Below are 24,424 nucleotides of genomic sequence, written 5' to 3'. Positions count from 1 at the left end.
CTCGGCGTGCGGCCCCTTCCGACGTCAGTGGCCGGAGGCGCCCAGGAAGGCGTGCAGCGAGTCCGTCATGGCGGCGACGAAGGAGTCCCGGACCTGTTCCGGGACGCTGTCCAGGGAGAGGTACGGGTTGAGGTCCTCCAGCTCCACCAGGAGGAGGTCGCCCGACCGGGTGCGGCAGGCGTCCACGCGCTGGATGCCGTGGTCGAGGGTGTTCCAGTCGACGAAGCGCCTGGCGAAGGCGAGGTCGGCCTCGGAGACCTCGTAGGGCTCCATGACCCAGCGGCGGTCGGGGTCGGGTGCGTGGAGGGCGTACCGGCAGGTGCCGTCGACGTAGTAGAAGGACACCTCGTAGCGGAAGTCGACGCGCGGCTGGACGAGGACGTCGCCCCAGGTCAGACCCGCCAGCTCGGGGCCGGTCAGGAAGCGCAGGCCCAGCGAGTCCGCGCCGGCCTTCGGCTTCACCGCGTACGAGGCGGACTCCGGCAGCCGCTCCAGGTCCTCGGGGCGGTCGACGGTGGGGATGACCGGGTACCCGGCGCCGGTCAGGTCCAGCAGGTACTGCTTGCCGACCATGTCCGCGCGGCCGGTCAGCGGGTTGTAGACGCGGGTGCCGAGAGCTCTCGCCCGCTCGCGGAAGGCGTCGTAGGCGGCCTGGTAGTGCAGGACGGGCCCGCTGTTGCGGACCACGACCGCGTCGAAGCCGTCCATCAGGGCCGCCGCGTCCAGCGGGTGGCACAGGGCGATGTCGAACTCCGCGCGCAGCCGGGAGGTGAGGAGGATGTCCTCGTCGCAGTAGCGCCGCCCCCGGGCCGGATAGGCGAGGTCGGTGACGTACAGCAGCTGGGGGCGCGCGGGCACGGCGGTCTCCCTGGTCGGTGACGGCCAACCTAACCCGAGGACAGGTCGGGCGGCCCGGCCCCCTGCCAGGATGGACCGGCAGGGGCGATCAGGCGGACCGACCGGAGGCGGACATGACGGGCGCGGCGGACAGGGCGGACTCACGCGGCGGTGGTTGGAAGCCGCTGGCGTACGTCGGGATCGGCGGGCGCGGGCCCGAGGACGTCGTCGCCGACGGGCGCGGGCGGGTGCTGACCGGCGTCGAGGACGGCCGGGTCCTGCGGGTGGACGGGCTCGCGGAGCCGGGGCGGGCCCGGGTCGAGACGCTCGCCGAGACCGGTGGCAGGCCCCTCGGCCTCGAACTCCTCCCGGACGGCGACCTGGTGGTGTGCGACGCCGAGCGGGGACTGCTGCGGGTCGGCACCGGCGACGGCACGGTCCGGGTCCTCGCCGACGAGGTGCGCGGTGAGCCGCTGCGGTTCTGCAGCAACGCCGTCGCGCTCTCCGACGGGACGGTCTGGTTCACGGTCTCCAGCCGCCGCTACCCCCTCCACCAGTGGATCGGCGACATCGTCGAACACACCGGGACGGGGCGGCTGCTGCGCCTCACGCCGGGGGCCGGGACGCCCGAAGTCGTTTTGGAGGGGCTCCAGTTCGCCAACGGTCTCGCGCTCTCGGCCGACGAGTCGTTCCTCGTGGTCGCGGAGACGGGGGCGCGCCGGCTGACCCGCGTCCACCTCACGGGCGCCGGGGCCGGCACGAGCGAGCCCTTCGTCGAGGACCTGCCAGGGGCGCCCGACAACATGTGGCGCGACCCCGTGAGCGGGCTGCTGTGGGTGGCGCTGGCCGGACCGCGCATCGGCGCCCTCGACCGGCTGCACCGCGCGAGCCCGGCCGTGCGCGGCGCCGCGAGCCGGGTGGCGGTACGGGCACCGTTCCGGCCCCTCGGGTTCGCCGGTGCCCTCGCGGTCGACGACGAGGGCCATGTCGTCCACACCCTCATCACCCACCGCTCCCGCTTCCGCATGGTCACGAGCGCCTGCGTGACCGGGAACCACCTGATCCTGGGAAGCCTGTGGGAACGGGGGATCGCGGTGTGCGAGGGAGTGGGGGTGGGGGTGAGGGAGGAGGGTTGAGGCCGGGGAGGGTCGCCGGAGACCCGGGGAGGCGGGCTGCCGCGGCGGGGGCGAGGGTGGGGCGGGCCGGGCCAGGGCGTGGGTGGGGCAGGCCGGATTCGGGCGCGCGAGGGTGAGGCAGGCGGGATTCGGGCGGTGGTGCGGCGGGCCGGACCAAGGCGCAGCGGCGCGGCGGGGGGCCCGGGACAGGGGTCGGCGTCGGGGGGCCCATGACCGGGGCATGGCTGAGCCAGGGCCAGGCGACGGTGACGGCCACGGCGATGACTACGGTGACGGCCAAGGCGAGCGCCACGGCGACGGCGATGGCTGCGGTTACGGCCTTCGGCCACGGCCACGCTGACGGCCATGGCCGAAGGCCACTGTGACGGTGACGACCATGGCCACAGGAACGGTGACGGCGATGGCGATGGCTACAGGGACGGTGACGGCGACGGCCACGGCGAGGTGACGACCAGGGCGATGGCCACGGCCATGGCCGCGACCGAGGGCACGACCCAGACGGGTTGAGCCGCTCCGGCGCCGCCCTGGCGCCTGCCCGGAGCCGCCCCGGGGCAGGCCTGCGGCTGCGTACGGCCGGGCGGCCACCGTCCTGCAGAGCGCAGGCCCGGCCGCACGCGTCGCGTCCAGCCCCGGGATCGGGTGCGTGCGGTCGTGGCGGTCGGCGCGTTACGCTGGCGGCCAGCCGCGATCACGGTCGCGGTACGGCGGTGGGGCCCGCCGTGCCCGAACCGCGGCGACGACGCCGACAACGGTCCCTGCTTGCGGCGGAGCACGCCCGGCGGTTCCCCGGGCCCCGGCGAGTAGGAGACGTACACCCATGCCGCCCGCACACCCCGCCCGGCCCGCATCGCGGCCACCCACCGGCGAACCCGAGAGCCTCGAGTCCCCGGACGCCCCCGTCGCCGACCCGCCACGGGCCGCCCCCTGGCACGGTCAGGCGCCCGTGGTCGCCGTCGTGGCTGTCGGTGGCGGCATCGGGGCCGGCGCCCGGTACGGAGCCGGCCTGCTCTGGCCCGTCGGGGGCGGTGGTTTCCCCTGGACCACGTTCTGGGTGAACGTCGTCGGCTGCTTCCTGATCGGTCTCCTCATGGTCGCCGTCACCGAGGTGTGGACCGCCCATCGCCTGGCCCGCCCCTTCCTCGGCACCGGAGTCCTCGGCGGCTTCACCACCTTCTCCACGTACGCCGTCGACATCCAGCGCCTGATCGAGGAGGGCCGCCCCGCCACCGCCCTCGCCTACCTGGCCGCGACCCTCCTCGCCGCCCTCCTCGCGGTCGGGCTCGCCACGGCGACGGCGCGTCACGTGCTGGATGCCGGGCCGGGCGCCGGGCCCGCCCCGAGGCCCGAGAAAGGTAAGAGGTCGTCGTGAGTTGGCTGCTCGTCGTCGTCGGCGGCATGGTCGGCGCGCCCCTGCGCTATCTCACCGACCGAGCCGTCCAGTCCCGCCACGACATGGCCTTCCCCTGGGGCACCTTCACCGTGAACGTCGCCGGCTCCTGCGTCCTGGGCTTCCTCACGGGCGCCGTGACAGCCGGTGCCGTCGGCTCCCACCTGCACCTTCTCCTCGGTACGGGCCTGTGCGGGGCGCTCACCACCTACTCGACCTTCTCCTACGAGACCCTGAGTCTGGCCCGCGGCGGCGACCGTTTCCATGCCGCCGCCAACGCGCTCGCGAGCGTGACGGCGGGGCTGGGCGCGGTCTACGCGGGGCTGGCGGTGGCGCGGGCCCTCTGGTCCTGAGCGCGGCCCTTACCCGGCCGGAGTAGGACTGCTCTCCCGGCGCGATCACGGTCGCCGTGCCCCGTCGCCGGCCGCTCCTCAGCCATGTCCCCCGTCGGTCATGCCCTCGCAGAGCAGAACTGGACCCCATGAGCACCATCAGTGTCGGTCAGGCAGTCGTCCTCGGAGCGGTGGAGGGGGTGACGGAGTTCCTGCCGGTGTCCTCCACCGGCCATCTGAAGATCACCGAAGGGCTGATGGGGATCCAGGTCGACGACCGGGCGGTCGTCGGGTTCTCGGCGGTCATCCAGGTCGGCGCCATCGCCGCGGTGCTCGTGTACTTCCGCCATGACATCGCGCGCATCGGCTCCGCCTGGTTCCGGGGGCTGTTCGACGCGGGGAAGCGGCAGGAGCGCGACTACCGGTTCGCGTGGTGGGTGATCGCGGCGACGATCCCGATCGTCGTCGTGGGGCTGGCCGCCCGGTCGCTGATCGAGGGGCCGCTCGCCTCCCTGTGGGTGGTGGCCGGCTCCCTGATCGTCGGCAGCGCGGTGATGTGGGTCTCCGAACAGGTGGGCCGGCGCAGGCGCGCGGAGGAGGACACCCGGTTCCGGGACGCGATGCTCGTCGGCGGTTCGCAGATCCTCGCTTTGCTGTTCCCCGGGTTCTCCCGCTCCGGCGCCACCATGTCGACCGCGCTGCTGCTCGACCTCGACCGGGTCGCTGCCACCCGGCTCTCCTTCTTCCTCGGCATTCCGGCCCTCACCGGCGCCGGGCTGTACGAGCTGAAGGACGCCCTCGGCGCGGGGGTGGGCGCGGCCCCACTGATCGCCGGCACCACCGTGTCGTTCGCGGTCGCGTACGTCTCGGTTGCCTGGCTGCTGAAGTTCGTGACCAGGCACTCCTTCCAGGTGTTCGTGTCGTACCGCATCGTGGTGGGCGTGCTGCTGTTCGGGCTGCTCGCTGCCGGTGGACTCAGCTGACGTGCTGTGACGTGGCCGGACACGGCCTGAGGAGTCCTGCCGCGCGACGGCCGTGGTTCGCCGGACGGCCGCTCCGCCACCGCCCGTGACCTGGAAGATCGAATACCGGCCCCCTTGACAGCCCCCTCCGGTCACCCGCAGGATCACCCCCGTGAACCTGTCAGACAGCCAGACAGGTGGCTCGGCACCCCGGCGCGTCAGCGCCATGGAAGCGGTGCTCACCCACCTCCGCGACGCCATCGAGCGCGGCAAGTACGCCATCGGGGACAAGCTTCCCTCGGAGGCGGAGCTCTGCCGGCAGCTCGAAGTGAGCCGTCCGGTCCTGCGTGAGGCGCTGCGCGCCCTCCAGGTGATGGGGCTGACCCAGTCCCGCACTGGCAAGGGCACCTTCGTGATCGCGAACGCCGTCGAGGACCCCACCTTCGGCGACTACGCGGCCAGCGACCTGCTGGAAGTGCGCCGACACGTGGAGATCCCGGTCGCCGGGTACGCGGCGCTCCGCCGCACCCCGGAGAACCTGGACCACCTGGCGCACCTCCTGGACCGGATGGAGCGGGAGACCGACACCACCGCCTGGGTCGCGATGGACACCCTCTTCCACCTGGCCGTGGCGGAGGCCGCCCAGAACCCGGTGTTCCGCCGGGTGATCGAGGAGATCCGGGACGCACTGGCGCGTCAGTCGGCCTTCCTCAACGAACTGGGCGGCCGGCGCGAGCAGTCCAACCGGGAGCACCGGGCCATCGTCGAGGCGCTGATCGACGGTTCCGAACACGACGCGGTGGAGGCCATGTCCCACCACCTCGACCGCGTCGAGACCACCCTCACCGACATCGTGCGTTCCCCGCGCACGGACAGTTCCACGGAAGGCGGACCCGAGGCGTGAGCGAGCAGCACCTCGAAGAAGAGACGCGCACACCGGCCGCACCGCATGTCGACGCGGGCGACGAGGGCTACAGCAAGTCCCTCAAGGCCCGGCACGTCAACATGATCGCCATCGGCGGCGCCATCGGCACCGGCCTCTTCCTCGGCGCCGGCGGCCGCCTGGCCGACGCCGGCCCCTCCCTGTTCATCGCGTACGCCCTCTGCGGCGTCTTCGCGTTCCTCGTCGTCCGGGCCCTCGGTGAACTGGTCCTGTACCGGCCCTCCTCCGGTGCCTTCGTGTCCTACGCCCGGGAGTTCCTCGGCGAGAAGGGCGCGTACACGGCCGGCTGGATGTACTTCCTGAACTGGGCCACCACCGGCATCGCCGACATCACGGCCGTCGCCGTCTACACCCACTACTGGGGCATGTTCTCCGACGTACCGCAGTGGGTGATCGCGCTGATCGCGCTCGCGGTGGTCCTGACCGTGAACCTGATCTCGGTGAGGATGTTCGGCGAGCTGGAGTTCTGGTTCGCGATCATCAAGGTCGGCGCGCTCGTCGTCTTCATGTGCATCGGCATCTGGCTGCTCGTCACCCAGCAGCCCGTGGACGGCCACACCCCCGGCCCGGCCCTGATCACCGACAACGGCGGCCTCTTCCCCAGCGGTGTCCTGCCGATGCTGCTGATCATCCAGGGTGTCGTCTTCGCCTACGCCTCCGTCGAGCTGGTCGGCGTCGCCGCCGGTGAGACCGAGAACCCCGAGAAGATCATGCCGAAGGCGATCAACTCGATCATGTGGCGAGTCGGCCTCTTCTACGTCGGCTCCGTCGTGCTGCTCTCCATGCTGCTGCCCTGGTCCTCGTACAAGGCCGGCGAGAGCCCCTTCGTGACCGTGCTCTCCAACATCGGCGTCCCCGCGGCCGGCGGCATCATGAACCTGGTCGTCCTCACCGCCGCGATGTCCTCCCTCAACTCGGGGCTGTACTCCACCGGCCGCATCCTCCGCTCGATGGCGATGGCCGGCTCCGCCCCGAAGTTCACCGGTGTGATGAGCCGCAGCCAGGTCCCGTACGGCGGCATCCTGCTCACCAGCGGGGTCTGTGTGCTGGGCGTCGGCCTCAACTTCGTCGTGCCCGCCGAGGCGTTCGAGATCGTGCTCAACTTCGCCGCGATCGGCATCATCGCCACCTGGGGCATGATCATGATCTGTCACCTGCTCTTCTGGCAGAAGACCCAGAAGGGCGAACTGACCCGGCCGAGCTACCGGCTCCCGGGCTCCCCCTGGACCGAACTCGTGACGCTCTTCTTCCTCGCGTCCGTCCTGGTCCTCATGTACGCCGACGGCGGCGCCGGCCGCACGACGGTGCTGTGCGTCCCGCTGATCGTGGGCGCGCTCGTGGCGGGCTGGTTCGGCATACGCGGCCGGGTCGCCCGGAAGTCGACCGGAGTGGATGCGTGAATCAGGCAGTGACGTACGACCCTTCGACCACCGGCGCCCCGGGTACCCCCGCGGCTCCGGTGGCCGCGGCCCCCGCGATCCGGGAACCGCTGCACGCCCCCGTCGCCCACCTCGTACGCGGAGGTGTCATCGAGGGCATCCACCACGGCTCCGTCGTGGTGCTGGGTGCCGACGGGGAGGTGGAACTCCAACTCGGTGACATCGAGGCGGCGTTCTACCCCCGGTCGGCGCTCAAGCCGGTCCAGGCCGTGGCCATGCTGCGCGCCGGACTCCCGCTGGACGGCGAACTGCTGTCGCTGACGGCCGCCAGCCACTCCGGCGAGGAACGCCACCTCGCCGGGGCCCGGCGGATCCTCCGGCTGGCCGGCGCCGCCGAGGACGACCTGCGCAACGTCACCGACATGCCGTACGCCCCGGCCGTCCGCGACGCGTGGATACGCGAGGGCAGGCAGCCCTCCCGTCTCGCGCAGAACTGCTCGGGCAAGCACGCGGCGATGCTCTACACCTGCCGGCTCAACGGCTGGTCCCTGGACGACTACCTCGACCCGGCCCACCCCCTGCAGCAGGCCATCGCGGAGATCGTCGAGGACCTCACCGGGCAAGCCATCGCCCGGGTCACCGTCGACGGCTGCGGCGCACCCCTGTTCTCCGTCTCCCTGCACGGTCTCGCCCGCGCTCTCACCCGGATCATCACCGCGGCCGAGGGCACCCCGGAGCGGACCGTCGCCGACGCCATGCGCGACCACGCCGAGATGGCCTCCGGCGCCGGACGCGACGTCGCCGAGCTGATGCGGGCCGTGCCCGGACTGCTCACCAAGGACGGCTTCGAGGGCGTCCAGGTCGCCGCGCTGCCCGACGGCCGCGCCGTCGCCGTGAAGATCGCCGACGGCGCCGACCGGGCCCGGGTCCCCGTCACCGCTTCGGCCCTCGCCCGCGCCGGCGTGGACCCCGCCGCCCTCGCCCCCTTCGCCGGCGCCCCGCTGCTCGGCGGCGGCCACGTCGTCGGACACGTCCGGCCGGTCAGGGCGCTCGACCCGCTCACGGATCCCACCGAGATCTGAACCCCCGGCCCCCGCGAACTCGTCTCCCTTCGAACCGCCTTCCGACGGCGCTGCCCCACCGGGCCCGCGCCCGACGGGGGCGGCCGCCCGCACCCGCCTCAAAGAAGAGGACCCGTACCACCATGACCGCCGCGACCCGCAGCGAACACGACCTGCTCGGAGACCGTGACGTCCCCGCCGACGCGTACTGGGGCGTCCACACCCTGCGCGCCACGGAGAACTTCCCCATCACGGGCACCCCCATCTCCGCCTACCCCCACCTGGTCGACGCCCTGGCCGCCGTCAAGGAGGCCGCCGCCCGCGCCAACGAGGAACTCGGCCTGCTCGCCCCCGAGAAGGCCGCCGCGATCATCGCGGCCTGCCGGGAGATCCGCGACGGCAAGCTGCACGACCAGTTCGTCGTCGACGTGATCCAGGGCGGCGCCGGCACCTCCACCAACATGAACGCCAACGAGGTCATCGCCAACCGGGCGCTGGAGCTGCTCGGCCACTCCAAGGGCCAGTACACGCATCTGCACCCCAACGAGGACGTCAACCTCGGCCAGTCCACCAACGACGTCTACCCGACCGCCGTCAAGATCGCCACGGTCTTCGCGGTGCGCGGACTGCTCACGGCGATGGCCGTCCTCCAGGACTCCTTCGCCCGCAAGGCCGTCGAGTTCCGCGAGGTCCTCAAGATGGGCCGCACACAGCTCCAGGACGCGGTCCCCATGACGCTCGGCCAGGAGTTCTCCGCGTTCGCCGTCATGGTCGACGAGGACCGCAGCCGCCTCGCCGAGGCCGTCGAGCTGATCCACGAGATCAACCTCGGCGCCACCGCCATCGGCACCGGCCTCAACGCGCCCGCCGGATACGCCGAGTCGGCCCGCCGCCACCTCGCCGACATCACCGGACTGCCGCTGGTCACCGCCGCCAACCTGGTCGAGGCCACACAGGACTGCGGCGCGTTCGTGCAGATGTCGGGCGTCCTCAAGCGCATCGCCGTCAAGCTCTCGAAGAGCTGCAACGACCTCCGGCTGCTCTCCTCCGGGCCGCGCGCGGGCCTCAACGAGATCAACCTGCCGCCGGTGCAGGCCGGTTCGTCCATCATGCCCGGCAAGGTCAACCCGGTGATCCCCGAGGTCGTCAACCAGGTCGCCTTCGAGGTCATCGGCAACGACGTCACCATCACCATGGCCGCCGAGGCGGGACAGCTCCAGCTCAACGCCTTCGAACCGATCATCCTGCACTCCCTCTCGGAGTCCCTCACCCACCTCCGCGCGGCCTGCCTCACGCTCGCCGAGCGCTGCGTCGACGGCATCACCGCCAACGAGGACGCACTGCGCGCCGCCGTGGAGAACTCCATCGGCCTGGTCACCGCCCTCAACCCGCACATCGGGTACACGGCGGCCACCGACATCGCCAAGGAGGCCCTCGCCACCGGCCGGGGCGTGGCCGAACTCGTCCAGGAGAAGGGCCTGTTGCCCGCCGAACGGCTCCGGGAACTGCTGCGGCCGGAGATCCTCGCGGGCAGCGGCGCCCTGCCGGCCTGATGGATTCCACCGACTTCCGGCCGATCCTGGAACGTATCGCCGAGGAGATCGAACGGACCCCGGGCCGGGGCCGGCCCGCCGACTACATCCCGGCACTCGCGGCCCGCGACCCGCGCAGCTTCGGCATGGCCGTCGCGGAGCCGGACGGCACGGTGTACGGCGTGGGGGAGTGGCGCGAGCCGTTCTCCACGCAGTCCATCACCAAGGTCTTCACCCTCGCGCTCGACCTGGCGCGCGAGGGTGACGCCCTCTGGGAGCACGTGGGCCGCGAGCCCTCCGGCAACCCCTTCAACTCCCTGGTGCAGCTGGAGTACGAGAACGGCATCCCGCGCAACCCGTTCATCAACGCGGGCGCCCTCGTGGTCACCGACCGCCTGCACACCCGCACCGGCGACGCGGCGGGCACGCTGCTGTCCTTCCTCCGGGAGGAGAGCGGCAACCCGGGCCTCGCCTTCGACCCACAGATCGCCGCCTCCGAGTCCGCCCACGGGGACCGCAACGCCGCCCTCGCCCACTTCATGGCGTCCTACGGCAACATCGACAACCCTGTACCGGCCCTCCTCGACCAGTACTTCCGGCAGTGCTCCCTCACCGCCTCCTGCGCCGATCTCGCTCTCGCCGCCACCTTCCTGGCGCGGCACGGCGTCCGCGCCGACGGCACCCGACTGCTGACCCGCAGTCAGGCGAAGCAGATCAACGCGGTGATGCTCACCTGCGGCACGTACGACGCGGCCGGTGACTTCGCCTACCGCGTCGGCCTGCCCGGCAAGAGCGGGGTGGGGGGCGGCATCATCGCGGTCGTGCCCGGCCGCCTCGCGCTCTGTGTGTGGAGCCCGGGGCTGGACGAGCGCGGCAACTCGGTGGCCGGGGTGGCGGCCCTGGACCGGTTCACCACCCTGACGGGGCTGTCGATCTTCTGACCTCACCCGTACAGGACCCACCGCCCCGGTACCGCGTTCGTCGACCGGGGCGGCGGTTCGCTCATGGTCACGTCCCGGTACCCGCCCGGAAGACACGACGTCGCTTCCGCGCCACCCGGCGTTGACAGCCTGACCGAGTGTTGGCCATTGCTCTTCCCGTCGATCTGCGCCGCTGCCAGGCACTCGGCCTGGCCGGATCCGCCTTCCTCGCCCTCGGAGGGGAGACCGCCGGAGCCCTCCCCGTGCGGGAACTGCTCTCGCCGACCTCGGGGCGCGGCGCACTGGGCCTCGTCGGTGTCTACTTCGGCGTCGTCCTGCTCACCGCCGCCTGGGCGCTGCTGGGCAAGGTGGTACGGGGCCCCGAACCACCCACTCCGCGCGCCCTGTCGCTCGTGCTGGCCCTCTGGGCGGCACCCCTGCTGCTCGCGCCCCCGCTGTTCAGCCGGGACGTCTACAGCTATCTCGCCCAGGGCGCCATGGTCGACGCGCACATGGACGTCTACCTGCACGGACCCGCCCGCCTCGGCGGACCGCTCGCCGACGAGGTGGCCCCCATGTGGCGGCACACCGCGACCCCCTACGGCCCGGTCTTCCTCGCCTTGGCCTCCGGGCTGTCCGGCCTGACCGAGGGCAGGACACCGGCCGGGCTCATCGGGATGCGCCTGATCGCCCTGCTCGGCGTGGCGCTGATGGCCGTGGCGCTGCCCCGTCTCGCCCGGCACACCGGGGCCGACCCGGCCGTCGCCCTCTGGCTCGGCGCGCTCAACCCGCTCGTCCTCCTGCACCTGGTGGCCGGGGCCCACAACGACGCGATGATGCTGGGCCTGTTGGGCGTCGGACTGGTGCTCGCGCGGGGCCGCTGGTACCTCGTGGGCGTCGTCCTGGTGACGCTCGCCGCGCTGGTGAAGGCACCCGCCGCGCTCGGGCTGGTGGCGGTGGTGGTGATGCGCGGCCGTACGGCACGGATCCGGACCGCGGCGGGCACCCTGGCCGTCGCCGCCGTCACCACCGCCGCCGCGACCGCCCTGGCCGGCACGGGATACGGCTGGATCGCCGCGCTGCGCACACCCGTCTCCCCGCAGAACTGGTCGCCCACCACCGTTCTGGGCCGCGCCACCGGCACCCTGCTGCACTACCTCGGCAGCGACCTGGCGCCCCTCGCCCTCCCGGCGTGGCGCGCCGCCGGACTGCTGCTGACGCTCGTCGTCGTGCTGCACATATGGTTCCGGCTGCGCCCCGGCCCGGTGTACGCGCTCGGCCTGAGCCTGGCCGCCGTGGCCGCGCTGGGCCCGGCGATCCGCCCCTGGTACGCCCTGTGGGGTCTGTTCCTCATCGCGGCCGCCGCCCGCGTGGTCTCCGTGCAGCGCCGGGTCGCGGCCGCCAGCGGGGTGCTCGCGCTCGCCGTCCTGCCGAGCGGGAACCCGGCGGACACCGAGCAGCTCGTCCTCGCGGTGTGCGGGGGAGTGCTCGCGCTGGTCGTGCTGTGGCAGGCCGAACAGGCTTCCCGGGCGCCGGTCCTGGAGCGCACGGCATGAGCGGACCGTACCGGGGGCGGCTCCGGCCCCGCGGCGACCGGGCCCGTCTCCTGGTCCTCCTCGGGGTGGCCCTCGCCGTCACCGTCTTCACCGCGACCGTCCCGCTGCTGCGCGGCTTCTTCGACCTGCGCGTCTACCACGGCACGATCGACAGCTGGGTCCACCACGACGGCCATGTCTACGACTACCTGGTGCCGGGCACCACCTACGGCTTCACCTATCCGCCGTTCGCGGCCGTCGTCATGCTGCCGATGGCCCTGGTCGGACTGCGCACCGCGATCGTGATCTGCCTGGGGCTGAACCTGGCGGCGCTCGCCGCCGTGCTGTACGTCCTGGCCGGATCGACGCCGCGCCGTCACGGCTGGTACGGCGTCGGCCTCGCCCTGTGCGCGCTCGCCCTGTTCGAACCGTTGCGGGACACCTTCAGCTTCGGGCAGGTGAACCTGGTGCTGCTGACCCTGGTGCTGGCCGACGCCCGGCTGCTGGCCACGGGCCGGGGGCGCCTGGCGGGGGTCGGCATCGGCCTTGCGGCGGCGGTCAAGCTGACACCCGCCGTCTTCATCGGACTGCTGCTGCTCGCCCGGCGGTGGCGGGCCGCCGGGCTCGCGACGGCCGTCACCGCGGCCGCCACCGCGGCGGCGGCCTGGATCGCCCCGGCCGCCTCGCGCTTCTACTGGACCGAGGCCCTGTGGGACACCAGCCGTGTCGGCCGTCTCGACTACGTCTCCAACCAGTCGTTGCAGGGCGTCCTGGCCCGGCTCGTGGCACCGCACGAACCGAGCCGCGTCGTATGGGCGGCGCTGGTGCTCGTGGTGGTGTGCCTGTGGGCGTGGCGGACGCGGGCGGCGGTCCGCGCCGACGACTGGATCGCCGCCTTCGCCCTCACCGGGCTGACCGGCTGTCTGGTCAGCCCGATCACCTGGGTGCACCATCTGGTGTGGCTGCTGCCGTCCTTCGCCGTCCTGCTGCGCCACCGTCGGCTGCGGCCGCTCACGGCGGTGCTGTACGGGGTGCTGTGCAGCAGCGTCGTCTGGCTGTGGTTCGACGACGCGTCCGGCATCGGCGGCTTCGTCGGCGGCAACACCTATGTGTGGATCACGCTCGGTCTGCTGGTGTGGCTGCCGGTCGGTCAGCCCCGGGCGGACCGGCCGAACCTGAGCCGCAGCGCGAGGGCCACGGCCGCCGCGCCCACGCCGGCGGCGCCCGTGATGGCGCCCACCACCGGCCAGCCGGGAACGGTCGCCCCGGCCGCCTCCGCGCGGACCGCCGGCAGCGACCCCGGGCCGGCCTGAGGCGCGGCCGCCGGACGAGGCGGAAGGAGCGAGCCCACGGCGTCGACCCGCCCGGCGGCGGCGAACCCCCAGTCGAGCAGGGAGCGCGCCTCCTCGTAGACGGCGTGGCCGCCGCCCGACTCGGGGCGCATCACCGTCACGACGAGGGTGCGCCCGCCCCGTTTCGCGGCGGCGATCAGTGTGTTGCCCGCGTTGGTGGTGTAGCCGTTCTTGACGCCGATCAGCCCCGGATAGCGCTCGACGCCGACGCCGGTGAGCAGCCGGTTGGTGTTCTGGATGCCGTACGACCAGCTGCCCGCCGGGAACCTCGCGGTGGCCGTGGCGCAGTACCCGGCGAACTCCGCGTTGCGCAGCCCGGCCCGTCCGAACACCGCCAGGTCGTAGGCGGACGACACCTGGCCGGGCGCGTCGTAGCCGTCGGGCGAGACGACGCGGGTGTCACGGGCGCCCAGGGCGCGGGCCTTGTCCCGCATCTGCTCGGCGGTGGCCTTCCAGCCGCCGTTGAGGTGGGCGAGGACGCGGACGGCGTCGTTGCCGGAGCTGAGGAAGACTCCGCGCCACAGGTCGGCGACGGTGTACGTGCGGTTCTCCTGGAGGCCGACGAGGCTGCTCCCGGCGCCGATGCCGGCCAGTTCCTCGCGCTTCACGGTGTGTCTCAGGCCCGCCGGGAGGCCCGGCAGCACGGTGAGCGCGAACAGGGTCTTCAGCGTGCTCGCGGGCGGCAGCCGGCGGTGCGCGTCGTGCGCGGCGAGCACCGCGCCGCTGTCGGCGTCGGCGACCAGCCACGCCACCGCGGACACGTCCTGCGGCACCCCGGGCGCCCCGGCCCGGCGCCGCACCTGTGTCCCGTGCCCGTACAGGGACGGTGACCCCTGTGCGGCCTTGGCGTCCTGCCTGCCCGTCTCCGGCCGGGGGCCGACGGCTTCGGGGTCGGTCGCGACGGCCAGGGCCCCGAGCGCGCAGACGGCGGTGCAGCACACGGCGATGCGGGCCGCACGGGGAGCGCGGCCCGCACGGGGGGCGCGAGCAGCACGGGGAGCGCGGGAGGAGAATCCGATGGTCATACCGAAAACGTAGGAAGGGGCGTGCCCCAGTCCGGGATGCCCGGGCCGAGCGCACGGATGGAGCACCCGGATGCCGCATGTCATGCCGCCGGCAGCGTGGGCCGTACCTGCCGCAGGAAGGCCGCGTTGTCCGGCGTGGCGCGCAGCCGCTCCAGCAGCGTCTCCAGGTTCGGCTGCCCCTCGTGCGACCGCAGGGCCCGCCGCAGACCGCGTACGGTCGTCAACTCGCCTGTCGTCAACAGGAGTTCCTCGCGCCGGGTGCCGGACGGGGTGATGTCCACGGCCGGGAAGACCCGCCGGTCGGCGAGGGCGCGGTCCAGGCGGAGTTCCATGTTGCCGGTGCCCTTGAGCTCCTCGAAGAAGAAGCCGTCGGCGCGGGAGCCGGTGTCCACCAGGGCGGTGGCCAGGATGGTGAGGGAACCGGCCTCCTCGGTCAGCCGGGCGGCGCCGAAGAGCCGCTTGGGGCCGTGCAGGGCGGCGGCGTCGACCCCGCCGCTGAGGGTGCGGCCACCGGAGGCGGCCGCGTTGTTGTGCGCCCGGCACAGCCGGGTCAGGGAGTCGAGGAGGATCACCACGTCCTCACCCTGCTCGACGAGCCGCTTGGCGCGCTCCACGACGAGTTCGGCGAGGGCGATGTGCTCCTTGGGGGACCGGTCGAACGTCGAGGCGTACACCTCGCCCCGCACGGAGCGCCGCATGTCGGTCACCTCCTCGGGCCGTTCGTCGAGCAGGACCACCATCAGGCGGGCCTCGGGGTGGTTGGCGGCGATCGCGGCGGCCACCTGCTGGAGCAGGACGGTCTTGCCGGTCTTGGGCGGCGCCACGATCAGTCCGCGCTGCCCCTTGCCGACGGGGGCGACAAGGTCGACCAGACGGCCCGTCAGGCCGCTCGCCGGGTGTTCGAGCCGCAGTCGCTCGCGCGGGTGCAGCGGGGTGAGGTCGTGGAAGTGCGGGCGTCCGCGCAGCTCTTGGGGCGTACGGCCGTTGATCCGCTCGACCTCGGTGAGGGCGCGCCGGCCGTCGTGCACGCCCTCGACGGTGTCGCCCCTGCGTAGGCCGTACCGGCGGACGAGCGCGGCGGGGACCTGGGGGTCGGCGGGGGTGGGCAGGCAGCCCTCGACGCGCAGCCGGCCCTGTCCGCCCTGCGCGGTCTCCAGGACGCCGGTGACCCGGGCCGGGGGCCGGGGATCGGTGGACGTGCGTTCGAGTGTGGTGGTGGTCATGAGCGGGGGTCCTTTCGAGGACGTCGGAGAAACACAAGGAAGGGGGAGGGGGAGGCACACGCCCATGGGGCGGCCCGGTGGGGCGCGGACGGTGCGGGAAAGCTGACGGCCGGTCGGAACCCGACGGGCGGTTCAGCGGAAGAGACCTCGTAAGCCGAGGATGAGAGAGCGGCACCGGCGCCTGAGAAGGGCGTAGCACACGTGCCAAGGTCAATGTACCACCATCGGTGGCCGGTCGTCGGGGATTCCTTACCGATGGCTTACCCGTGGCCGTTGAACTGATCTCGCGAGCCCCCCGTACAGATGGGCGCACCGCCAGCGGTCTTCGCACGGAAGGAACGTCGCGTGTCGCTCTTCACGCGCTCCAGCACATCACCCGACGCGGACACATCACCCGATGTGGACACAGCGTCCGACGCGGACGAGACGGTCGGGAAGGACGAAGCGAGCGAGCCGTCGGCGGAGGCCGTACCGGTCGCGCCCGCCGCCCCCGTCCGTCGATGGCGTCGGTACCGGACGGCCTTCCAGGAGAAGTACCCGGTCGCCGCGCGGAGCGTGTCGTGGGGCGTCACGGCGCTGGCCGCCGCCCTGGTGTTCTTCGCGCTGCTGATGCCCGGCAAGGTCGAGTACTTCGAGGCACGGCAGTTCCTGCGGATCCCCGTGGAGCCGGTCCTCGCCGCCGCCCTGATGCTGGTGCTGCCCCGGCGGCCGAGGCTGGTCGCCGCGGTCGTCATCGGCGTCGGCCTGGCCGCGCTGGTGGTGGTGAAGGCGCTCGACATCGGCTTCAACCAGTTCCTCGGCCGGGGCTTCAACGTCGTCCTCGACTGGGGCCTGCTGGACGACGCCGAGTCGTACGTCCAGGACACGCTCGGCTCGACGGGCGCGACGGCCGCCGTGGTCGGTCTCGTCGTCCTGGTGCTGCTGCTGTTCGTCGTCATGGCCCTGGCGGTCGTACGGCTCGTCGGCCTCCTGGTCCGCGACCGGGACCGGGCGACCCGGGGCACGATCGTCGCAGGGACGGTGTGGATCACCTGCGCGGCGCTCGGCCTGACGCCGATCGGGAACACGGCGGTCGCCTCCCGCAACACCATCGGTTTCGTGCAGGACCGTTGGGGCCGGGTCCAGGAGACCCTGCGGGACGAGGCCGCGTTCGCCGCGGAGGCCAAGAAGGACGAGTTCGCCGATGTGCCCGCCGACCGGCTGCTGACCGGACTGCGCGGCAAGGACGTCATGATCACCTTCATCGAGAGCTACGGCCGCGCGGCCCTGGAGGAGCCGGCCATCGCTCCCGGCGTGAACGCCGCCCTCGACGAGGAGGGCAAGGCCCTGGCCGAGGCCGGGTTCGCCGCGAAGAGCGGCTGGTTGACCTCCGCGACGTACGGCGGCAGCAGCTGGCTCGGCCACTCCACGTTCCTGACGGGCCTGTGGATCGACAACCAGAGCCGCTACCGCACCGTCACCGCCGGCGAACGCCTCACGCTGCCCGGCGCGTTCCACAGGAGCGGCGCCTGGCGGACCGTCGGCATCGTGCCCGGGGTGCAGAAGAACTGGCCGGAGGGCGACTTCTACGGCCTCGACAAGGTCTACGACTCCCGCGATCTCGGCTACCAGGGACCGAAGTTCAGCTGGTCGACCATGCCCGACCAGTACGCCCTCACCGCGTTCCAGCGTCTGGAGGCCGCGAAGAAGGGCGACAAGCCGCTGATGTCGGAGATCATCCTGACCTCCAGCCACCAGCCGTGGGCCCCGCTGCCGAAGATGGTCGGCTGGGACGAGGTCGGCGACGGCTCCGTCTACCGGGACATCGAGAAGGCCGGCAAGGACCCCGCGGACGTGTTCACCGATCCCGTCAAGGTGAAGGAGGAGTACGGCAAGTCCGTCCAGTACTCGCTGCACAGCCTTCTGCGGTACGTGGAGAAGTACGGCGACGAGAACACCGTCCTGGTCTTCCTCGGCGACCACCAGCCCATGGCCAGCGTCAGCGGCAACGGCGCGAGCCACGACGTACCGGTCACCGTCGTGGCCCACGACCCCGAGGTCCTCGACCGGATCGACGACTGGGGCTGGTCGGACGGACTGCGTCCCGGCGACGACGCCCCCGTCTGGCGCATGGACACCTTCCGCGACCGCTTCCTGACGGCGTACGGCGAGGAGCCGAAGGCAGCCGGCTCGCCCGCGCCGTAGCGGTACGACGGCGGCGCGGGCGGCCTTGCCCCTAGCCGTCGAGTTCGAAGATCCCGAACCCGAAGCCCCGTGCGGTGATCGTGCCGTCCGCGATCTCGACGCCCCGCGCCTCCAGGGTGTCGCGGACGGCGTGCTCGTACGGCCGGTCGACCGTGTTCCGCTGGGGGTTGACCACCACGAGGTACCGTCCGCCCCGCACGTACACGAACGGGTATCCCGCGTGCAGCACCTCCACCGAGCCGCCGGAGCCCAGTTCGGGGGTCCGGCGGCGCAGGGCGATCAGGCGGTGGACGAGGTGGAGGAGCGAGGTGGCGTCGGTGCGCTGGGCGGCGACGGTCGGGCGGTCGGGGGAGGGATCCACGGGCAGGTAGAGGCGGTCGGCGGGGGCGGTGGAGAACCCCGCGTTCGGGGTGTCGTCCCACTGCATGGGGGTGCGGGAGCCCGCGCGGTTGTAGTCGGGGCCGAGGACGCTGCCCTCCTTGTCGGGCAGGCCCGGGAGATAGCGCATGCCGATCTCGTCGCCGTAGTAGATCGCCGGCAGCGTCGGCCAGGTCAGCTGGAAGGCGAAGGCCGCGGGGAGCTGATCGGGCGTGCGGGGGCCGCAGTTGAGGCGGGAGAAGTCGTGGTTGGCGGTGGGCAGGGAGACGAACCCCGCTCCGTCGACGGCCGCGCTCGCCCGCTGCCAGGCCTCGACGAACGGGCGCGGTGAGCCCCGGCCGTCCGCGTCGAAGAAGCAGTCGAGCGGGTCCCAGTCCGTGTGGACCGTGCCGCCGCCGTTGTTCCACAGCGAGCGCAGGGCGAGGCCGTCGGTGGGGCCGCCGAAGTGGAGGAAGAAGTCGGCGTGGAAACCGGCCGGGACCGACATCTCCGGCTCGCCCCACTCGGCGAGCAGCACGGCGTCGGGGTGGGTGGTGTCCAGCCAGTGCCGCAGTTCCGCCCAGATGCGGGCGGTCTCGATCCGGTCCGGGTCGTCCTTGACGAGCGACGCCGCCATGTCGACCCGGAAGCCGGAGAGGCCGAGGCTCAGCCAGTGGTCCATGACCGTGCGGAGGGCGCGGCGGTTGGCGCGCGGCCCGTCGGCGTCGACCGGCAGCCGCCACGGCTCGGCCGGATGAGCGCGCGCGTAACCGAAGTTGAGGGCGGGCTGCGAGTCGAAGAAGTTCGGGAGGTACGCGCCCGGACGGGTGCCGGGGGAGGCGACGAAGCCGTCGGGCCGGCCCTCGGCGGTCCAGATGTAGCGGTGGTCGTCCGGGTCGTTCGCGGAGGCGCGGAACCACGGGTGGTCGATCGACGTGTGGCCGGCGACGAGATCCAGCAGGATCCGGATGCCCCGGCGGCCCGCCTCGTCGACGAGCCTCGCCAGGTCGTCGTTCGAGCCGTGGCGCGGGGCGACGTTCAGATAGTCCGCGACGTCGTACCCGGCGTCGCGGAACGGGGAGACGAAACAGGGGTTCAGCCAGACGGTGTCGACGCCCAGCCAGGACAGATGGTCGAGACGGTCGGTGATCCCGGGGAGATCCCCGATGCCGTCTCCGTCGGAGTCGGCGAAGGACTGCGGATAGATCTGGTAGAAGACGGCGTCGGCCAGCCAGGACGGGGCGGGACGGAACGAAGTCATGCCCGGACCCTAGGCGACACTCCACACCGGCCGCTGCCCCGAGTCAGGGCCTAAGCTGAGGCGATGTTCACCCCGCAAGGCCCCAGCCTCCGCGAACTCGCCGTTCAGGCGCTCTCCTCCGTCGAACACGGCTACGACCTGCTCGCGCCCAAGTTCGACCGGACGCCGTTCCGTACGCCGGACTCCGTCCTGGAGGCGGTCGAGGCGTTCCTGTCGTCGATGGGTCCGTTCGAGGACGGCCTCGACCTCTGCTGCGGCACCGGAGCCGGGATGGAGGTGCTGCGCGAGGTCTGCCGCGAGAGCGTCACCGGCGTGGACATCAGCGCCGGGATGCTGGCGGTGGGCAGGGAGCGGGTGGGCCCCGGGGGCGCCTTCGCCGACGGCGAGGGGCCCCGCCTGTCCTGGGTGCGCGGCGACGCCCTCGCCCTCCCGTTCGCCTCCTCCTTCGACCTGACCGTCAGCCTCGGCGCGTTCGGGCACTTCCTGCCGGAGGAACTGCCGCGGCTGTTCTCCGAGGTCCACTCCGTCCTGCGACCCGGCGGCCGCTTCGCGTTCCCGCTGCCGGCGCCCGCCCCGGCCCGCTCCCCCTGGTACTGGGCGGCCCTGGGCTTCGACGCGGCGATGCGGGTGCGCAACGCGGTCTGGCGGCCGCCGTTCGTCATGTACTACCGGCCGTTCCGGCTCGGCCTCGTACGGCACGAGCTGGAACGGGCCGGCTTCGCGGTGGAGCTGTTCGCGCTGCCCGAGTTCGGCCGACGGCCCGACGGCAGCCCCCGTTGCCGCATGGTGGTGGCCACCCGCGAGGGCTGAGCGCACACCGGGTCCTCGCCTCGACGGGTGGACTTCGCCGCCGACTTGATGAGGGCGGTGACCTTGTCCGGGTGGGACACCATCACCACGTGCGAGGAGTCGACCTCGATCGTGTGCGAGCCCGCCCGGTCCGCCTGGAAGCGCTCCAGGGCGGGGGAGCCGCCCGCACCGTGGACTCGATGGCCACGTCGTGGTGGCCGGCCCCGTCGGGAAGCGCCTCCAGCTGGAGCGGGTCGGCCGGGGCGACGACCGGACAGCGGGCCTTCTTCAGCCGCGTGAGGACCCCGGACCCCCACGGGGCCGGCCGCCTCGTGGCTCACAGCGCGCTGTGGACCGCCTCCACCAGCGCCGTCTTGCGCGGGTCGTCGGCGATGTGCGGACCCATGCGGTTCATGACGTAGCCGAGGGAGACGCCGGCCTCCGGGTCGGCGAGACCGCAGGAGCCGCCGTAGCCGTCGTGGCCGAAGGCCCGGGGGTTCGGTCCGTACGAGCCGTGCGGACCGCTCAGCCACAGCCCCAGCCCGATCTCCGTGTCCCGGCCGAACCCGGCGCCGAGCACCAGGTCACGGCAGGCTCCCTGTCCCTCACGGACCCGCGCGGCCGCCTTCGCGGACAGCACCTCCCGGCCGCCCCAGGTGCCGCCCGTCGCGAGGATCCCGTACAGCGCGGCCACCGCCCGCGCGGTGCCGTGGCCGTTGGCGGCCGGCACCTCCGCGGCCCGCCATTCGGGGCTGTTGGCCTCCGCCGCGCCGACCAACGGGTTGGCGAGGGCGGCCAGCGCGGTGGGCGTCAACTGGGCGAAGACCGCCGCCTGTTCACTGGTGGTCGCGGCCGGCGGATGCACCAGCTCGGCCGCCCGGGACGCCTGCGCCTCGGGCAGCCCGATGGTGAAGTCGATACCGAGCGGCCCGGTCACCTCCCGCGCCAGGAACGCGCCCGGCAGCAGCCCCGACACCCGCCGGACCACCTCACCGACGAGGAAGCCGAACGTCATGGCGTGGTACCCCGACCGCGTGCCCGGCTCCCACCACGGCTCCTGCGCGGCGAGCCGTTCGACGGTCAGCTCCCAGTCCAGGAGCTGCTCGAACGACAGCGGCTCGCGCGGCCCCGCGAGCCCCGACCGGTGCGACAGCAGATGCCGGACGAGGACGCCCTCCTTGCCGGCCGCCGCGAACTCCGGCCAGTACGCGGCCACCGGGGCGTCCAGGTCGAGCAGCCCCCGGTCGGCGAGGACGTGCGCGCACAGCGCGGTCGCGCCCTTGGTCGTCGACCAGACGTTGACCACGGTGTCCCGCTCCCAGGGGCGGGTCCGCGCCGCGTCGGCCCAGCCGCCCCACAGGTCCACCACGGTCTCGCCGTCCAGCGTCACCGTGACCGCGGCCCCCAGCTCGTCACGCTCGGCGAAGTTCTCCTCGAACGCGCCGCGCACGGCCGCGAACCGCGCCTCGCAGTGACCCCGGACCTGAGACTCGGACATGAACCCCTCCGTCGCCCGCCGCCGTTCGCCGGGACGTGGGCCGCCCGGCCTCCCCGAACATACCGACTGGTCGGACAGGAGGGAAGCCGTGCGGCGGAGGCAGCCTCACCCGCCCCGCGGGGTCCGCGGCAGGAACATCGGGCGGGAGGGCTCCGTGTGCACCGGGATCAGATGCCAGTAGTCACGGGTCTCCACGGCCAGGCCGGTCGCGTCGAACCGGACGAAGACACAGCCGGCGAGGGTCTGTGGCTCCTGGCCGACCTCGGACAGCACCCGGAACTCGGCGACGGCCACACCGTCCTGGCCGATCACCGGGTCCGAGAAGCGCACGTCGTCCACCCACTCGTCGGCGAAGGACCAGCGCAGATACTCGGCGAGTTCGTCGCGGCCCCGGTGCGGCTCCCGGAAGGGCATCGAACGGTGCACACAGTCCGGCGCGTACAACTCCAGGATCGCGTCCACGTCATGGGCGGCCCATGCCCACTGCCACACCCCCACGAACCGCTGGGCGGCCTCCGCCGTGTCCATGCTGGCCGCCTCCCTCAGAGGTGGGAGGCCAGCCAGCGCAGCTTGACCGCCTCCTGGTAGGGGCCGCCGCCCTCGTGGTCGTTGAAGTCGTAGACCTCGATGCGCTTGTTGGCCTCGGCCCAGGCGTTGAAGGCGGCGAAGACCGTGGACGGCGGGCAGGTCTGGTCCTCCAGGGCCGCCGAGAACAGCGCCGCGGCCCGCCCGCGCGCGGCGAAGTGCACGCCGTCGAAGTAGGAGAGGGTGCGTCCCACCTGCTCCGTGCGGCCGCGGTGGGTCTTGAGGTACTTGCCGATCTCGCGGTACGGATCCCGGTCGGTGATGGTGGTGGAGCGCGGGAAGTCGCACAGGAACGGCACGTCGGGCGCGACCGCCACCAGGTCGGGGACCAGTCCGCCGACCGCGATCGAGATCCCGCCGCCCTGGCTGGAACCGACCACGGCGGTGCGCGCGGCGTCGGTCCGCGGATGCGCGCGGGCGGCCTCCACCGCGCGTACGGCGTCGGTGTAGACCCGGCGGTAGTAGTAGTTCTCGGGGGCGTCGATGCCGCGGGTCATGAAGCCGGGGAAGGCGGGCGCGCCGGCCACCGGGTCGGAGGTGTCGCCGCCCCCGCCCCAGGCGCTGCCCTGGCCCCGGGTGTCCATGACGAAGTGCGCGTAGCCCGCGGAGGCCCACAGGAGGTGGGTGTGGGACAGGCCGCGACCGCCGCCGTAGCCGATGAACTCCACGACGGTGGGCAGCGGTTCGGTCGCCCCGGCCGGGAGGACCAGCCAGCCCTTGACCGGGTGACCGCCGAACCCGGAGTAGGTGACGTCGTGGACCTCGACCGTCTTCAGATGGGTCTCGACCGGCTCGAAACGGGCGTCCAGGTCGTGCTCGCGCGCCTCCTGGAGCGTCTTCGCCCAGAAGGCGTCGAAGTCCTCGGGCTCGGTTGAAGCGCTTCGATAACCACGGAGCTCGTCCAACGGCAGGTCGAACAGGGCCATGAAGGACCACCTTTTGAGTTCTGAGGTGCGGATGATCACACCGTACGTGGGGCGGTCGCGGCCCGCCAAGGGGCTCTTGCCGGGACCGCGACGCCCCACGGTTCACCCGTGGTGGGTGCCGGGGCTCACCGGTGGTCGGCCCCGACCAGGGCCCGGACCTCGAAGTCCTCGTACACGCTCTCGTCCTCCCGGGGACCGAGACGGGAGCCGAGCCAGCCCAGCAGGAAGCCCGCGGGGATCGACACGATGCCCGGATTCTGCAGCGGGAACCAGGCGAAGTCGGCGTGCGGATGGACCGACCCGGGGGTGGAGGAGACCACCGGCGAGAACAGCACGAGCACCACCGAGGTGGCCAGACCGCCGTACAGGCTGAGCAGGGCGCCGCGCGCGGTGAACCCCCGCCAGAACAGGCTGTGGACGATGGTCGGCAGGATGGCGGACGCGGCGATCGCGAAGGCCAGGAACGCCAGGGTGGCGGTGTTGGTGCCCCAGGCCAGCAGGGCGAACATCATGCTCAGCACACCCAGGACCACCGCGGCGATCCGGGCCACGCCCAGCTCCTGCGTCTCCTTGGCCCTGCCCTTGCGGATCACCTCGCCGCCCAGCTCGTGGGCGAGGAGCAGGACGGCGGCGTCGCCCTTGTGGTCGATGTCGGCGATGGTCTCCCGGCCGACGACGGCCGTGGCGCCGAGGCCCAGCACGCCGGCCATCAGGCACACGAACCCGACCAGGCCCACCGCCCACACCACCGAGGCGCGCAGCACCCTGGTCCGGCGCGGCGCGAACAGCCGCATCATGACGTGGGGGAGCGCGGCGAGGCCGAGCACGATGGCCAGTTGCAGACTGAAGAAGTCGATCTTGCTGATGGGGCCCGCCCCGTAGCGCAGACCGGGCTGGAGATAGGCGTCGCCCAGCCCGCTGCCCGCGGTGGCGGACGCCAGCAGCCCGTCGATGTCCCAGTCGAAGCGGTGCAGCACCAGGACCGCGACCACCGTGACCCCGGCGACCAGCATCACGGCCTTGACCACCTGGATGAACGTCGCGCCGGGCATACCGCCGATACCCTGGACAAGTCCCATCGTTGCAGTTCAGGAGCACTCTCCACTTATTTGATCAAGACGTGGACGAGCACGCCCATGAAAGCGCGAGGCTGATGCCGGTCGCTCTTGTGGGGGCTGGACACGATTCGCCCCGCCCCCG

Annotated in this window: 20 protein-coding genes and 2 pseudogenes; 14 read left to right on the top strand and 8 right to left on the bottom strand. The window is 72.7% G+C overall.

Annotation, left to right across the window (positions count from 1 at the left end):
- Window positions 1-24 precede the first annotated feature (24 nt).
- On the bottom strand, window positions 25-858 hold the full coding sequence (locus ACZ52C_RS38315) for an ATP-grasp domain-containing protein (RefSeq protein WP_469079154.1): 834 nt from the start codon (window positions 856-858) through the stop codon (window positions 25-27).
- Between the two features lie 113 nt (window positions 859-971).
- Between ACZ52C_RS38315 and ACZ52C_RS38310 the strand changes: the two genes are divergently transcribed.
- From ACZ52C_RS38310 to ACZ52C_RS38255, 12 genes and pseudogenes are all read left to right on the top strand, one after another.
- A complete protein-coding gene (locus ACZ52C_RS38310) occupies window positions 972-1,973 on the top strand; it encodes an SMP-30/gluconolactonase/LRE family protein (protein ID WP_469079153.1) in 1,002 nt (333 codons plus the stop codon).
- Between the two features lie 345 nt (window positions 1,974-2,318).
- Window positions 2,319-2,480 carry a hypothetical protein gene (locus tag ACZ52C_RS38305; RefSeq protein ID WP_469079152.1) on the top strand — a complete coding sequence of 54 codons (162 nt, stop codon included), beginning with the start codon at window positions 2,319-2,321 and terminating at the stop codon, window positions 2,478-2,480.
- A gap of 310 nt (window positions 2,481-2,790) precedes the next feature.
- Window positions 2,791-3,342 carry a fluoride efflux transporter FluC gene (locus tag ACZ52C_RS38300; protein ID WP_469079151.1) on the top strand — a complete coding sequence of 184 codons (552 nt, stop codon included), beginning with the start codon at window positions 2,791-2,793 and terminating at the stop codon, window positions 3,340-3,342.
- Entirely contained in the window at window positions 3,339-3,713 is a 375-nt protein-coding gene (gene crcB, locus ACZ52C_RS38295; protein WP_469079150.1) for a fluoride efflux transporter CrcB, read from the top strand. Before ACZ52C_RS38300 ends, crcB begins: the two co-directional genes overlap by 4 nt.
- Window positions 3,714-3,841: 128 nt before the next feature.
- Window positions 3,842-4,675, top strand: coding sequence for an undecaprenyl-diphosphate phosphatase (locus tag ACZ52C_RS38290; protein WP_469079149.1), 834 nt, complete (start codon window positions 3,842-3,844; stop codon window positions 4,673-4,675).
- 151 nt (window positions 4,676-4,826) lie between these two features.
- Window positions 4,827-5,558 carry a FadR/GntR family transcriptional regulator gene (locus tag ACZ52C_RS38285; RefSeq protein WP_078853289.1) on the top strand — a complete coding sequence of 244 codons (732 nt, stop codon included), beginning with the start codon at window positions 4,827-4,829 and terminating at the stop codon, window positions 5,556-5,558.
- A complete protein-coding gene (locus ACZ52C_RS38280) occupies window positions 5,555-6,997 on the top strand; it encodes an amino acid permease (protein ID WP_469079148.1) in 1,443 nt (480 codons plus the stop codon). The genes ACZ52C_RS38285 and ACZ52C_RS38280 overlap by 4 nt, the downstream gene beginning before the upstream one ends.
- Window positions 6,998-7,005: 8 nt before the next feature.
- Window positions 7,006-8,058, top strand: coding sequence for an asparaginase (locus ACZ52C_RS38275; protein WP_469079174.1), 1,053 nt, complete (start codon window positions 7,006-7,008; stop codon window positions 8,056-8,058).
- A gap of 122 nt (window positions 8,059-8,180) precedes the next feature.
- Window positions 8,181-9,590 carry an aspartate ammonia-lyase gene (gene aspA / locus ACZ52C_RS38270; protein ID WP_469079147.1) on the top strand — a complete coding sequence of 470 codons (1,410 nt, stop codon included), beginning with the start codon at window positions 8,181-8,183 and terminating at the stop codon, window positions 9,588-9,590.
- Window positions 9,590-10,510 carry a glutaminase gene (locus ACZ52C_RS38265; protein ID WP_469079146.1) on the top strand — a complete coding sequence of 307 codons (921 nt, stop codon included), beginning with the start codon at window positions 9,590-9,592 and terminating at the stop codon, window positions 10,508-10,510. Before aspA ends, ACZ52C_RS38265 begins: the two co-directional genes overlap by 1 nt.
- A gap of 146 nt (window positions 10,511-10,656) precedes the next feature.
- The gene (gene mptB, locus ACZ52C_RS38260; protein WP_469079173.1) at window positions 10,657-12,045 is read left to right on the top strand and encodes a polyprenol phosphomannose-dependent alpha 1,6 mannosyltransferase MptB; all 1,389 of its coding nucleotides are present in this window, start codon (window positions 10,657-10,659) and stop codon (window positions 12,043-12,045) included.
- A pseudogene (locus ACZ52C_RS38255) lies at window positions 12,042-12,899 on the top strand (glycosyltransferase family 87 protein); the annotation flags it as partial. The gene mptB and the pseudogene ACZ52C_RS38255, both read left to right, overlap by 4 nt.
- Before the next feature lie 275 nt (window positions 12,900-13,174).
- On the opposite strand, the gene ACZ52C_RS38250 reads toward ACZ52C_RS38255, so the two are convergent.
- Window positions 13,175-14,401 carry a D-alanyl-D-alanine carboxypeptidase family protein gene (locus ACZ52C_RS38250; protein ID WP_469079145.1) on the bottom strand — a complete coding sequence of 409 codons (1,227 nt, stop codon included), beginning with the start codon at window positions 14,399-14,401 and terminating at the stop codon, window positions 13,175-13,177.
- Between the two features lie 80 nt (window positions 14,402-14,481).
- Window positions 14,482-15,624 carry a transcription termination factor Rho gene (gene rho, locus ACZ52C_RS38245; protein ID WP_469079144.1) on the bottom strand — a complete coding sequence of 381 codons (1,143 nt, stop codon included), beginning with the start codon at window positions 15,622-15,624 and terminating at the stop codon, window positions 14,482-14,484.
- Between the two features lie 345 nt (window positions 15,625-15,969).
- Here rho and ACZ52C_RS38240 point away from each other — a divergent pair, with 345 nt between their 5' ends.
- Window positions 15,970-17,808: an alkaline phosphatase family protein gene (locus ACZ52C_RS38240; RefSeq protein ID WP_469079143.1), complete on the top strand. Its 1,839-nt coding sequence runs from the start codon at window positions 15,970-15,972 to the stop codon at window positions 17,806-17,808.
- Between the two features lie 31 nt (window positions 17,809-17,839).
- Here the strand turns inward: ACZ52C_RS38240 and ACZ52C_RS38235 are convergent, their stop codons facing one another.
- Entirely contained in the window at window positions 17,840-19,426 is a 1,587-nt protein-coding gene (locus ACZ52C_RS38235) for an alpha-amylase family glycosyl hydrolase (RefSeq protein WP_469079142.1), read from the bottom strand.
- 63 nt (window positions 19,427-19,489) lie between these two features.
- Between ACZ52C_RS38235 and ACZ52C_RS38230 the strand changes: the two genes are divergently transcribed.
- The gene (locus tag ACZ52C_RS38230; RefSeq protein WP_469079141.1) at window positions 19,490-20,236 is read left to right on the top strand and encodes a class I SAM-dependent methyltransferase; all 747 of its coding nucleotides are present in this window, start codon (window positions 19,490-19,492) and stop codon (window positions 20,234-20,236) included.
- A gap of 316 nt (window positions 20,237-20,552) precedes the next feature.
- On the opposite strand, the gene ACZ52C_RS38225 is transcribed toward ACZ52C_RS38230, so the two are convergent.
- The 4 genes and pseudogenes from ACZ52C_RS38225 to ACZ52C_RS38210 all read right to left on the bottom strand — a co-directional run.
- Entirely contained in the window at window positions 20,553-21,713 is a 1,161-nt protein-coding gene (locus ACZ52C_RS38225; RefSeq protein WP_469079140.1) for a serine hydrolase domain-containing protein, read from the bottom strand.
- Window positions 21,714-21,818: 105 nt separating this feature from the next.
- Window positions 21,819-22,241, bottom strand: a complete 423-nt coding sequence (locus ACZ52C_RS38220; protein WP_469079139.1) for a nuclear transport factor 2 family protein — start codon at window positions 22,239-22,241, stop codon at window positions 21,819-21,821.
- A gap of 14 nt (window positions 22,242-22,255) precedes the next feature.
- Window positions 22,256-23,224, bottom strand: a complete 969-nt coding sequence (locus ACZ52C_RS38215) for an acetylxylan esterase (protein ID WP_469079138.1) — start codon at window positions 23,222-23,224, stop codon at window positions 22,256-22,258.
- Window positions 23,225-23,349: 125 nt separating this feature from the next.
- Window positions 23,350-24,297 (bottom strand): annotated as a pseudogene (locus ACZ52C_RS38210) (solute symporter family protein); the annotation flags it as partial.
- Between the last annotated feature and the right edge of the window lie 127 nt (window positions 24,298-24,424).

It is taken from the genome of Streptomyces sp. NPDC034049 (assembly GCF_055575575.1).
The sequence above is the reverse complement of the archived record's forward strand: the minus strand, read 5'-3'. Positions and strand labels throughout refer to the sequence as shown.